Genomic DNA, 12,184 nt, shown 5'->3' on the forward strand with positions numbered 1-12,184 from the left:
GTCCGGGCGCTACACGTAGAGGGCGGTGAAGGGGGGCCAGGGCAGGTTACGGACCACCGAGAAGGCCAGCCAGGCGGCGAGGAAACCGCCGATCAGCTTCGGGCCGATCCGCAGCTCCGGCAGCCGCCAACCGAACGCCTGCCGCCCCGCCCAGGCGACGAAGAGGTACGCCAGGAAGGGCAGCGCGAAGACGAAGAGGAAGTGGTGGCGCGCGGCGGCCGGCAGGTCGGCGTGCAGCACGTACCAGAGGGCGCGGGTGCCGCCACAACCCGGGCAGTCCAGCCCGGTGGTCAGCTTGAGCAGGCAGGTCGGCAGCGCGTCGGGCGCCGACCGGGTGGGGTCGCTGAGCAGCGTGTAGCCGATGCCGGCGGCGACACAGCCGACGGCGGCCAACGGCACCACCCAGCGCGGCGTACGGGCGTGGGCCCGCTGCACGAAGCGGGTCAGCCGGTCGGACTCGACCACCGGGTAGCCGGCGGGGTAGGCAGCCCAGTCGCCCTGCACAGCCCCACCCGCCGGCGCGCCGTGCGGAGGGCCGGCCGGGACCGGTGTGCCGCCGGAACCTGTCGACTCCACGGCGGGATGCGGCTGGGCAGCGTCCGATCGGTCAACGCTCGTCACGTGCCTCACCGTACACCGGCCACGCCCACCAGGGCGGCGGCCAGCGGTGCCGCGAGGTCACCTGCGGCCGGCGGCGCCACCGTGTCCAGGCCGAGCCAGCCGGCCAGCCGGTACAGCTCGGCGGCCAGGGCGATCGCCGTCTCCCCCGGGTCGACGCCCGGCTCCGCCCAGGCGGCCGGCACCAGCAGCACCCCGGCCTTGCGGTCCGCCTTCAGGTCGACCCGGGCGGTGAAGCGTTCACCCTGGCGGAACGGCAGCACGTAGTAGCCGTACACGCGTTGCGGTGCGGGCACGTAGATCTCGATGCGGTAGCTGAAGCCGAACAGCCGCTCGGTGCGGGCGCGCTCCCAGACCAGCGGGTCGAAGGGGCTCACCAGGCCGTTGCCGCGCACCCAGCGGGGTAGCCGGGCCTCCGCGTGCAACCAGGCCGGCTGCCGCCACCCCTGCACGGTGACCGGTCGCAGCTCCCCCGCCTCGACCAGTTCGGCGATGGCCTGCCGCGCGCCGGCCACCGGCAACCGGAAATAGTCACGCAGCTCCGGCTCCGCGGCCACCCCGAGCGACCGGGCCGCGACGCCGACCAGGGTGCGGTACGCCTCCGCGTCGGTAGGCGTCGGCGCGTCCAGCACCTCCGCCGGCAGCACCCGTTCCGGCAGGTCGTAGCGGCGGGCGAACGAGGTGGTGCGCTGCGCCGCGCACACCTCGCCGGCCCAGAAGAGATATTCCAGGGCCTGTTTCACCGCCGACCAGTTCCACCCCCAGTTGCCGGTCTGGCGGGGCGCGTCGTGCTCGATCTCGGCGACGGTCAACGGGCCCCGGGCGGCCACCTCGTCGCGTACCCAGGCGACCAGGGCGGGCTGCTCGGCGGCGATGCGACGCATCCCACCCCAGGCGTCGGAGCGGGCCCGGGCCATCCGCCACCGCAGCGCCGGATGCAGGGCGACCGGCACCAGCGACGCCTCATGGCCCCAGTATTCGAACAGCTCGCGGGGCCTGCGGTAGGCGGCGGAGTCGAGCAGGGTGGTCGGATAGGGCCCGAGCCGGCTGTAGAGCGGCAGGTAGTGCGCGCGTTGCAGGACGTTCACCGAATCCATCTGGATCAACCCGACCCGGTCGAGCACCCGACGCAGGTGCCGGCGGGTGGGCGCCCCGGTGGGCGCCGGATCGGCGAAGCCCTGAGCGGCCAACGCGACGCGGCGGGCCTGGGCGAGCGAGAGCGATTCCGGTGCAGCCATCGCAGGCAGGCTACGACAGGCGTACGACACCGGTGCGGACGCTGGACCAGCCGCCCCCGGCGGCCTAGAACTACTTCCATGCCCAGCATCCGCCGTGAGAAGCCCGACGACGCCGAGGCGATCGCCCGGGTGCACGTACGCGGCTGGCAGGCCGGCTACGCCGGGATCATGCCGGACGAGGTGCTGAACCTGCTCAACCCCGTCGCCTGGGCGCAGCGCCGCCGGGCCCTCGGCACCGCCGACCCGGACCACCCGTTCACCACCCTGCTCGCCGAGGAGGGCGGCACGCTCGTCGGGTTCACCACCTTCGGGCCGTATCGCAACAACCAGGACCGGAGCGATCTCGATCCGGCGTACGGCGAGGTGGTCAGCCTCTACGTCACGCCCGACCACTGGGGTGACGGCACCGCCCAGGCCCTGTTCGCGGCGGCGCGGGCGGGCCTGCGGCAGCTCGGCTGGACGGAGTACCGGCTCTGGGTGCTGGCCGACAACGACCGGGCCCGCCGGTTCTACGAGCGGGCCGGGTTGTCACCGGACGGTGAGCGGTCGACCTATCCGGTCCCGTTGTCCGGCGGTCGACCGGCGATCGGGCTTGTCGAGCTGCGGTACAGCGGCCGGCTCGACGGCGGTTGAATCCCCCGACGACCGGGGTACGGCCGGGCGGCGCACCGGCAGGAAGGCCAGCAGCGCCAGGCTGATCCAGACGTAGGTGTTGCTGAACAGGAAACCGTCGAGGCCGGAGAAGTCCTCCTCCCAGGCCCAGACGATCCGGCTGATCAGGAACGCGTACCCGATGGCCGCGCAGGCCAGCAGGACCCGACGACGCCGACCGCCCGGCGGCGCGGCCATGCCCCGCTCCACCAGCAGCAGCAGACCCGGCAGCAGCCAGACCAGGTGGTGTACCCAGGTGACCGGGCTGACCAGGCACATCACCGCGCCGGTCAGGGCCAGGCCGGTGGCCTCGTCGCCGACGGACGCCGCGACCCGGGACCGCCAGGCCCAGAGCACAAGCGTCCCGGCGACCAGCAGCAGCCAGGCCACCGTGCTGGGACTCTGCGGGTCGAGCCGGGCCACCACGCCGCGCAGCGACTGGTTGGAAACGAAGGCCAGCTCACCGACCCGCCCGGTGTTCCACAGCGCGCTGGTCCAGAACTCCCGGGAGGCGTCCGGGAACAGCGCCGCGGCCAGCACGGTCGCGGCGGTCGCGGCGCCCGACGCGGTCACCGCCGCGCGCCACCGTCGGGTCACCAGCAGGTAGACGATGAAGATGCCCGGAGTGAGCTTGATCGCGGTGGCCAGGCCGATGCCGATCCCGGCCCATCGGCTGCCACCCGGCAGCAGCCGGAGCAGGTCCACCGCGACCAGGAAGAGCAGCAGCGTGTTGACCTGGCCGAAGTTGATGGTCTCGCGCATCGGCTCGAAGGCGGCGACCAGGCACAGCGCCACCGCGAAGGCGAACCAGCGGGTCCAACCGGCGCGCCGGGCGACCGGATCCAGCAGCCACCAGATCAGCACCGTGGTGGTCACCACGCCGGCCGCCACGCTCACCACGATCGCCGCGTGCCAGGACAGGTACGCCATCGGCAGCATCACAAGCGCGGCGAACGGTGGGTAGGTGAAGCCGTACTGGGTGCCGGGCTTGAGGTAGTCGTAGATCTCCCCGCCGTCGTGCACCCACCAGACCAGAGCGCCCCGGTAGACGTGCAGGTCGAAGAAGCCGTGCCGGACCGCCGCCACGGACAGGAACCCGGCCACCGCGACAGCGAGCACGATCACCGCGGCGACCTGTCCGGCCGTCCGCCTGGCCCCCTGCGCCACCGTCGTCCCCCTCGCCCTGCGTAGGCTGTCGTGCCATGAGTCTCGGGTACGTCCGCCCGGCGCGTCCGGAGGACGCCGCCGAGATCGCCCGCATCCAGCTCGCGACCTGGCGGGTCGCCTACCGGCGGCTGCTGCCCCGGGACGTGCTGGACAGCCTCGACGAGGCGTCGCTGGCCGAACGCTGGGACGCCGCGGTGCGCCAGCCGCCCGGCGACACCCACCGGGTGCTGGTCGCCGTCGAACAGGCCGAGCAATCGTATCTGGTGGGCTTCGCCGCCTCCGGTCCGGCCGACGCCGAGGCGCTGGCCCCGAACGAACCGGCCGAGGCGCTCGGCACGGACGTCGTGGCCGTGACCGACCTGCTCGTCGAGCCCCGTTGGGGCCGACGCGGGCATGGTTCCCGGCTGCTCGCCGCCAGCGTCGACCTGTGGCGGGAGTCCGGCTTCGACCGCGCGGTGGCGTGGGTGTTCGAGGGCGACCAGGCGTCCCGGAAGTTCCTCACCACCGCCGGCTGGGAGCCCGACGGCGCGGGACGCGCGCTGGACGTCGACGACATGCTGGTCCCCCAGCTGCGCCTGCACGTCGCCGTCCCCACCGAACCGCCCCAGGCCGGCTGAGCGGGCGGGCGTCAGCCCCGCTGAACGGTTAGCTCCGCGACCAGCTCGTCGTCCTCCCAGGCGCCGGTGGGCGCGAAGCCGAGGCTGGCGTACAGCCGGGCCGCCGAGCTGTTCTCCGGGTGGTACGACAGGCGCACCGGGCGGCCCTGGACGGTCAACCAGTCGCAGAGGGTCCGGACCACCGCCCGACCGACACCGCCGCCCTGTTCCGCCGCGTCGATGAGCATGCCGCCGATCCAGCGCGACCCGTCCTCGTCGACACCCCACATGACGTGCCCGACCACCGTGTCGTCGGCGTAGGCGACAAGCGAGTTCCACACCTCGGAACGCTCGGTCAGCAGCAGGTACCGGGCGGCCAGCGCGGGCACCCAGTCACGCTGGTCGTCGCGCGGGGCCACGTCGGCGACCGCCCGCCAGTTGTCATCGTCCACCGGACGAAGGGTGATCCGGCGTCCGCGCCGATCGGTCAGGCCAGAGTCGATCATCGGAGCAGCCTATGGGTGCCCCGGCTGCGGGTCGACGTCATTTCGGGCCTGGCCTGCACAGGTACGCGTTCAGTCGAGCAGGGCGTCCAGGCCGAGGGTCAGGCCCGGTCGGTTCCGCACCGCGCGTACCGCGAGCAGCACGCCGGGCATGAACGAGACCCGGTCGTACGAGTCGTGCCGGATGGTGAGCGTCTCACCCGTGGTGCCGAAGAGCACCTCCTGGTGGGCGACCAGTCCGGTGGCCCGCACGGCGTGCACGCGTACCCCGTCGACGTCAGCGCCACGGGCCCCGCCCAGCTCGTCCTTCGTGGCGTCCGGCACCGGACCGAGACCGGCTTCGGCACGCGCCGCCGCGACCAGGCGCGCGGTGTGCATGGCGGTACCGCTGGGGGCGTCGAGCTTGCGTGGATGGTGCTGCTCGATGATCTCGACCGACTCGAAGTAGCGGGCGGCGCGCGCGGCGAACTGCATCATCAGCACCGCGCCGAGACCGAAGTTGGGTGCGATCACCACGCCCACGTCGGGGCGGTCGGCCAGCCAGCCGCGTACCTGCTCGATCCGCTGCCCGGTGAAGCCGCTGGTGCCGACCACCGCGTGGATGCCCTGGTCGATGCACCACCGCAGGTTGTCCATCACGACGTCGGGGGTGGTGAAGTCGACGAGCACCTCCGCCCCGGCCTCCGCGGCGCTGACCAGCCAGTCGTCCTGGTCGACGGTCGCCACAAGTCGCATGTCGGCGGCCGCCTCGACGGCCCGGCACACCTCGGCACCCATCCGGCCACCGGCACCGAGCACGCCGACCTTTATCGACCCGGGCGTGCTCTTCTCCTGCTCGTCAGTCACGCGGCACAACCTATCCCAACGGGACGGGGTCGCGCCGCGTGATCCACTCCGTCTCGGCGATGCGGCCGTACCGATCACCGCCGACCAGGAGCGGAAGGGAGGATCAGCCGGTGAACTGCCGGCCAGCGAACGGGCCGACGACCGCGAGGGACATCGGCCGGCTCAGCAGCTCGGCGGCGAGGGAGTTGACGTCGTCGAGGGTGACCGCGTCGACCCGGTCGAGCAGCTCGTTGACCGGCACCAGGTCGCCGTAGAGCAGCTCGCCCTTGGCCAGCCGGCTCATCCGGGAGCCGGTGTCCTCCAGGCCGAGCACGAAGGACCCCTTGCTCATTCCCTTGCCCCGGGCCAGCTCCGCGTCGGTGATGCCGTCCGCGGCGGTACGGGCCAGCTCGGCCCGGGTCAGCTCCAGCACCTCGTCGACCCGACCCGGGGCGCAGCCGGCGTAGACGCCGAACAGGCCGCTGTCGGCGTACTGGCTGGCGTAGGAGTAGACGGAGTAGGCGAGGCCACGACGCTCCCGGATCTCCTGGAACAGCCGGCTGGACATGCCACCGCCGAGCACGTTGTTCAGCACGCCGAGGGCGAAGCGGCGCTCGTCGAGCCGGTCGATGCCCGGGCAGCCCAGCACCACGTGCGCCTGCTCGGTCTCCTTGACCTCCACCACCGTGGCGGCGGCCCGGGTCCGTACGCCGGGAGTGGCCGGTCGGTGCGGCGCGGGCACCGCCGGGTCGGTGTCCAGCGGGGTGCCCCGCAGCGCCTGGCGGACCAGCCGCACCACGGCGGCGTGGTCGAGGTTGCCCGCGGCGGCGATGACGATCTGCGGCGCGACGTAGCGTCGTCGGTAGAAGCTCTGGATCTGCCGGCGGGTCATCGGGGTGACGGTGTCGGTGGTGCCGGAGATCAGCCGGCCCAGCGGGTGGTCACCGTAGACGGCCTGGGCGAACAGGTCGTGCACCTCGTCGCCGGGCTCGTCGTCGTGCATGGCGATCTCTTCGAGGATCACGCCGCGCTCGGTCTCCACGTCGGCCGGTTCCAGCACCGAGTCGGCGACCAGATCGCACATGACGTCGATGGCCAGGGGCAGGTCCTCGTCCAGCACCCGGGCGTAGTAGCAGGTGTACTCCTTCGTGGTGAAGGCGTTCGTCTCGCCACCCACCGCCTCGATCGCCGAGGAGATCTCCAGCGCGTTGCGCTTGTGGGTGCCCTTGAACAGCAGGTGTTCCAGGAAGTGGGCGGCGCCGGCCTGCGGGCCGGTCTCGTCCCGCGAGCCGACCGCCACCCAGATGCCGAACGAGACACTGCGCATCGCCGGAATCGCCTCGGTGAGCACGCGCAGGCCGTTCGGCAGCACCGTGCGGCGCACCGTGCCGCCCAGCGGATCGTCGCTCAGGGTCCGGGTCACCGCCCGGGTCGATCCACCGGCGGCCCGAGCGGTCGCGGTGGCGTGCCGGCCAGCACCGGGCGGTGTCACCCCGGCTGTGATCGCGGGGAGAGACGAACGCCGGGTGCGGCTCACGGCAACCTGCTTCCAGTACGACGAGGTGGTGGAGGAGTTGACGAACCGGCCGGGCGACGGTGTCGCCCGGCCGGTCAGCGGTTCATGTGTCAGCTGTGCCGGGTGCGGCGTCGGGGACGGTTGTCGCCGCCGCCCTCGCCGCCCTCGCCACGCTCGGGGCCACGGGCACCCCGGTCGCCACCACGATCCCGGTCGCCCCGGTCCCGCGGACCCCGGTCGCCACCCCGGTCACGGCCGGCCGGCCGCTCGCCGTCCGCCTCGGCCGGAGCCGGCGCCTCGGCGCCCTCCGGGCGGACCTTGTCCAGGTAGATCTTGCCGCGCTGGTCGATGTCGGCGATCTCGACCTCGACCCGGTCGCCGACGTTGAGGAAGTCCTCGACCTTCTCGACCCGCTTGCCGTCGCCCACCTTGGAGATGTGCAGCAGGCCGTCGCGGCCCGGCAGCAGCGAGACGAACGCGCCGAACGGAGCGGTCTTCACCACCGTGCCGAGGAACCGGTCGCCCATCTTGGGCAGCGTCGGGTTGGCGATCGCGTTGATCCGCTCGACCGCGGCCTGCGCCGACGGACCGTTCGTCGCGCCGACGTAGATGGTGCCGTCGTCCTCGATGGAGATCTCGGCGCCGGTCTCGTCCTGGATGGCGTTGATGGTCTGACCCTTCGGGCCGATCACCATGCCGATCTTGTCAACCGGGATCTTGACCGTGGTGACCCGCGGCGCGTAGTCGGACATCTCGGCCGGAGCCTCGATCGCCCGCTGCATCACGTCGAGGATGGTCTGCCGGGCCTCGTGAGCCTGCTGGAGCGCGGCGGCCAGCACGTCCGACGGGATGCCGTCGAGCTTGGTGTCGAGCTGGAGCGCGGTGACGAAGTCACGGGTACCGGCGACCTTGAAGTCCATGTCACCGAAGGCGTCCTCGGCACCGAGGATGTCGGTGAGCGTCACGTACTGGGTCTTGCCGTCGACCTCGTCGGAGATGAGGCCCATGGCGATGCCGGCGACCGGCGCCTTCAGCGGCACACCGGCGCTGAGCAGGCCCAGCGTCGAGGCGCAGACCGAGCCCATCGAGGTGGAGCCGTTGGAGCCGAGCGCCTCGGAGACCTGCCGGATGGCGTACGGGAACTCCTCGCGCGAGGGCAGCACCGGGATCAGCGCCCGCTCCGCCAACGCGCCGTGCCCGATCTCGCGGCGCTTCGGCGAGCCGACCCGGCCGGTCTCACCGGTGGAGTACGGCGGGAAGTTGTAGTTGTGCATGTAGCGCTTGGACTTCTCCGGGGAGAGGGTGTCCAGCGCCTGCTCCATCCGCAGCATGTTGAGCGTGGTGACGCCGAGGATCTGGGTCTCACCGCGCTCGAACAGCGCCGAGCCGTGCACCCGGGGCAGTACGCCCACCTCGGCGCTCAGCGGCCGGATGTCGCGCGGACCCCGGCCGTCGATGCGGACCTGCTCGCGCAGCACCCGGTTACGCACCTCGGACTTGGTGAGCGAACGGAAGGCGGCGGAGAGTTCCTTCTCCCGGCCCTCGAAGCGGGAGCCGAGTTCCTCGTGCACCCGCAGCTTGATCGCGTCCAGGGCTTCCTCGCGGTCCGCCTTGCCGGCGATCTGCAGGGCCTCGGTGACGTCGGCGCGGGCCAGCTCGGCGACCGCGTCGTACGCGTCGTCCTGGTAATCCAGGAAGACCGGGAACTCCGCGACCGGCTTGGCAGCGACCTCGGCCAGCTCGCTCTGCGCCCGGCACAGCTCACGGATGGCGGGCTTGGCGGCCTCCAGGCCGCTGGCCACGACCTCCTCGGTCGGGGCGGGCGCCCCGCCGGCGACCAGCTTCACGGTGTGCTCGGTGGCCTCCGCCTCGACCATCATGATCGCGACGTCGCCGTCCGCCAGGGCGCGGCCGGCCACCACCATGTCGAAGGTCGCCCGAGCCAGTTCCTCGTGGGTCGGGAAGGCGACCCACTGGCCGTCGACGTGGGCCATCCGGGTGGCCCCGATCGGGCCGGAGAACGGCAGGCCGGACAGCTTCGTCGACATCGACGCGGCGTTGATCGCGACGACGTCGTACGGGTGCTGCGGGTCGAGCGCGAGGATCGTCTCGACGACCTGGACCTCGTTGCGCAGGCCCTTGACGAACGAGGGGCGCAGCGGGCGGTCGATCAGGCGGCAGGTGAGGATGGCGTCCTCGCTGGGCCGGCCCTCACGGCGGAAGAACGAGCCGGGGATCCGGCCCGCGGCGTACATCCGCTCCTCCACGTCGACGGTCAGCGGGAAGAAGTCGAACTGCTCCTTCGGCTGCTTGCCGGCGGTGGTGGCGGAGAGGACGACCGTCTCGCCGAGCTGGGCGATGACGGAGCCGGCGGCCTGTCGGGCCAGTCGGCCGGTCGAGAAGGTGATCTCACGGGTGCCGAACGACCCGTTGTCGATCACGGCGGTGCGGATTTCGGTGCCGAGTTTGGTCTCGGTCATGCTGCTTCAATGCTCCTTCGCATCGGGGGCCACGACGCGGGAGCTGTGCGGACGGCCGGTCTTCGATCGAAGCGCCCGGGACCACCGGCGGGATGCCAGGGTGCCCGGAGGCCACTACCGGAGACCGGTACGCCGACGCTCCCTTGTCTGGGTGGTCGTGGCCCGTTTCTCGGTTGGGACGCCGACGGGGGAGTGACCTGGTGGGCCACTCCCCCGTCACGTCACCGGCGCAGGCCGAGCCGCTCGATGAGCGACCGGTAGCGGTTGATGTCCTTCTTCTGAACGTAGTTGAGCAACCGGCGGCGACGGCCGACCAGCAACAGCAGCCCACGGCGGCTGTGGTGGTCGTGCTTGTGCACCTTCAGGTGCTCGGTGAGGTCGGCGATCCGCTTGGTGAGGACCGCGACCTGCACCTCGGGCGACCCGGTGTCACCCTCGGCGGTCGCGTACTCCTCGCGGATCTTGGCCTTTGACTGCTGGTCGAGCGCCATGTTCTCCCTGTTCTGGTGGGTTGTCTCGATGCTGTCCGTCGGGCCGGGCTACGGCACCGGTGACGGACGGTCCTCGCACCCGCGGCGTCGAGCAGGCAGGCGAGGCCCCACGTCGGTCAGCCGACGTCCCGTCAGCCTACCAGCACCCGCTTGAAGCGGCCGGTCAAGGGCCACTGGCGGGTCGACGACGGGTCAGCCCAGCACCCGGCGGGTCCGCTCGACGTCCTCGGCGATCTGGGCGATCAGCGGCTCGATCGCATCGAAGCGGACCTGCCCCCGCAGGTGCGCCACGAAGTCCAGCGCCAGCCGCTCGCCGTAGAGGTCGCCGTCGAAGTCCAGCGCGTACGCCTCGACCCGACGTTCCCGGCCGGAGAAGGTCGGGTTCGTGCCGATCGACACGGCGGCGGCCAGCGGCTCCCGCTGGCCCCGACGGACCATCCGGGCGGCGTAGACGCCGTCGGCGGGTACCGCCGCGTACCTGTGGCAGAGCAGGTTCGCGGTCGGATAGCCGAGTTCCCGCCCGCGCTGGTCGCCGCGGACGACCACCCCCTCCAGCCGGTGCGGGCGGCCCAGCGCGTTGGCCGCCGCTGTCACGTCGCCCGCGTCGACACACGACCGGATGTACGTCGAGGAGAAGACCGTGCCGGCCTCGGCCACCAGCGGCGGTGCCTCGACGGCGAAGCCGAACGTGCGGCCGAGCCGCTCCAGCAGCGCCACGTCACCGGCGGCCCGATGGCCGAACCGGAAGTTGTCGCCCACCACGACGAGTGCGGCGTGCAGATGCTCGACAAGCACGTCGTGCACGAACGCCTCGGCCGACAACCGGGAGACCTCCGGCGTGAACGGCATCACACAGAGCACGTCCGCCCCGAGGGCCTCGATCAGCTCCGCCTTGCGGGACGGCTCGGTCAGCACCGCCGGGTGGGAGCCGGGTCGCACGACCTCGGCCGGGTGCGGGTCGAAGGTGACCACCACCGACTGCACGCCGAGTTCGCCGGCCCGCGCCACGGCGTGCCCGATCGTCGCCTGGTGCCCCTTGTGCACGCCGTCGAAGACGCCGATGGTGACAACCGACCGTCCCCAGCCACCGGGCGCCGCGTCGTACCCCCGCCACCGCTGCATGCTGCTCCTCCGCTGTCGTTGAGCCCTACCGTCGGCGCTCGGCCGGGCGGCGTCAGGCCGGGGCCAGCACGATTTCCGCCCGGGCCCGGCCGGCCCGCTCGCTGACGATAGCGATCAGCCCGCCGGCCGGATCGAAGACCGCGTACGGCCCGGTGTGGCCGACCGGGTCGAGCGGACCGCCGTGGGAGAGCACCTTCGCCTCCTCGGCGGTGGCGTCCCGGCGGGGGAAGAACCGCTCGGCCGCGACCGCGAGCGGCAGGCCCACCACGTCCGGCACCCGGCGCTCCAGCTCGTCGAGGGTGGCGGCCTCCGCCAGGGTGAACCCGCCCACCGCGGTACGACGCAGTGCGGTCAGGTGGCCGCCGACCGCCAGGGCCAGGCCCGCGTCGCGGGCGATCGCCCGGATGTACGTCCCGGTCGAGCAGGCCACGTCGACGTCGACGTCGACCACGTCGGGCCGATCCCGTCGGATCGCCAGCACGTCGAGCCGGGACACGGTGACCCGCCGGGCCGGCAGGTCGACGCTCTCCCCCTCGCGGACCCGCTTGTACGCCCGCTGCCCATTGACCTTGATGGCGCTCACCGCGCTCGGCACCTGGTCGATCTCCCCGGTCAGCCCGGCCAGCACCTCGCGGACCGCCTCGTCGGTGAGCGTCCCGGCGGGCGTGGTCGCGATCACGTCGCCCTCCGCGTCGTCGGTGACCGTGGCCTGACCGAGCCGGATGGTCGCCGTGTAGCTCTTGTCCGCACCGATCACGTACGTCAGCAACCTGGTGGCCCGACCCACCCCGATCACCAGGACCCCGGTGGCCATCGGGTCGAGCGTGCCGCCGTGACCGACGCGCCGGGTCCGGGCCAGCCGGCGGATCCGGGCCACCACGTCGTGCGAGGTCATTCCGCCGGGCTTGTCCACCACGATCAGGCCGTCTGTGCTCACGACGTGCAAGCCTGCCAGACCGACCGGCGGGCCTGAGCAC

12 protein-coding genes are annotated in these 12,184 nt (G+C 72.4%); 2 read left to right on the forward strand and 10 right to left on the reverse strand.

The genetic code is table 11. The features are described 5' to 3' along the window. Positions 1-9 precede the first annotated feature (9 nt). Both CLT74_RS14905 and CLT74_RS14910 read right to left on the reverse strand, forming a co-directional pair. A complete protein-coding gene (locus CLT74_RS14905; protein WP_199172190.1) occupies positions 10-630 on the reverse strand; it encodes a DUF2752 domain-containing protein in 621 nt (206 codons plus the stop codon). Next, entirely contained in the window at positions 627-1,856 is a 1,230-nt protein-coding gene (locus CLT74_RS14910) for a DNA glycosylase AlkZ-like family protein (RefSeq protein WP_099847088.1), read from the reverse strand. The genes CLT74_RS14905 and CLT74_RS14910 overlap by 4 nt, the downstream gene beginning before the upstream one ends. A 78-nt stretch (positions 1,857-1,934) precedes the next feature. On the opposite strand from CLT74_RS14910, the gene CLT74_RS14915 reads away from it, so the two are divergent. Beyond that, positions 1,935-2,489, forward strand: a complete 555-nt coding sequence (locus CLT74_RS14915) for a GNAT family N-acetyltransferase (protein ID WP_099847089.1) — start codon at positions 1,935-1,937, stop codon at positions 2,487-2,489. On the opposite strand, the gene CLT74_RS14920 is transcribed toward CLT74_RS14915, so the two are convergent. Further along, on the reverse strand, positions 2,385-3,674 hold the full coding sequence (locus tag CLT74_RS14920; RefSeq protein ID WP_099847090.1) for a glycosyltransferase family 87 protein: 1,290 nt from the start codon (positions 3,672-3,674) through the stop codon (positions 2,385-2,387). The two genes, CLT74_RS14915 and CLT74_RS14920, sit on opposite strands and share 105 nt — an antisense overlap. Positions 3,675-3,709: 35 nt before the next feature. Between CLT74_RS14920 and CLT74_RS14925 the strand changes: the two genes are divergently transcribed. Then, positions 3,710-4,291 carry a GNAT family N-acetyltransferase gene (locus tag CLT74_RS14925; RefSeq protein WP_099847091.1) on the forward strand — a complete coding sequence of 194 codons (582 nt, stop codon included), beginning with the start codon at positions 3,710-3,712 and terminating at the stop codon, positions 4,289-4,291. An 11-nt stretch (positions 4,292-4,302) separates the two neighbouring features. On the opposite strand, the gene CLT74_RS14930 is transcribed toward CLT74_RS14925, so the two are convergent. The 7 genes from CLT74_RS14930 to truB all read right to left on the reverse strand — a co-directional run bounded on the left by CLT74_RS14930 (position 4,303) and on the right by truB (position 12,144). After that, a complete protein-coding gene (locus CLT74_RS14930) occupies positions 4,303-4,776 on the reverse strand; it encodes a GNAT family N-acetyltransferase (RefSeq protein ID WP_099847092.1) in 474 nt (157 codons plus the stop codon). 69 nt (positions 4,777-4,845) lie between these two features. After that, complete coding sequence (gene dapB, locus CLT74_RS14935) at positions 4,846-5,619, reverse strand: 4-hydroxy-tetrahydrodipicolinate reductase (protein WP_099847093.1); 774 nt, start codon at positions 5,617-5,619, stop codon at positions 4,846-4,848. Positions 5,620-5,722: 103 nt separating this feature from the next. Continuing rightward, positions 5,723-7,102 carry a M16 family metallopeptidase gene (locus tag CLT74_RS14940; RefSeq protein ID WP_486582732.1) on the reverse strand — a complete coding sequence of 460 codons (1,380 nt, stop codon included), beginning with the start codon at positions 7,100-7,102 and terminating at the stop codon, positions 5,723-5,725. A 122-nt stretch (positions 7,103-7,224) separates the two neighbouring features. Next, positions 7,225-9,594 (reverse strand): polyribonucleotide nucleotidyltransferase, encoded by a 2,370-nt coding sequence (locus CLT74_RS14945; protein WP_099847094.1) that lies wholly within the window; start codon positions 9,592-9,594, stop codon positions 7,225-7,227. A 221-nt stretch (positions 9,595-9,815) separates the two neighbouring features. Beyond that, the gene (rpsO, locus tag CLT74_RS14950; RefSeq protein WP_099847095.1) at positions 9,816-10,085 is read right to left on the reverse strand and encodes a 30S ribosomal protein S15; all 270 of its coding nucleotides are present in this window, start codon (positions 10,083-10,085) and stop codon (positions 9,816-9,818) included. 192 nt (positions 10,086-10,277) lie between these two features. After that, a complete protein-coding gene (locus CLT74_RS14955) occupies positions 10,278-11,207 on the reverse strand; it encodes a bifunctional riboflavin kinase/FAD synthetase (protein ID WP_099847096.1) in 930 nt (309 codons plus the stop codon). Positions 11,208-11,259: 52 nt separating this feature from the next. Then, positions 11,260-12,144: a tRNA pseudouridine(55) synthase TruB gene (truB, locus tag CLT74_RS14960; protein ID WP_099847097.1), complete on the reverse strand. Its 885-nt coding sequence runs from the start codon at positions 12,142-12,144 to the stop codon at positions 11,260-11,262. Between the last annotated feature and the right edge of the window lie 40 nt (positions 12,145-12,184).

The sequence above is a fragment of the Verrucosispora sp. CNZ293 genome (assembly GCF_002754655.1).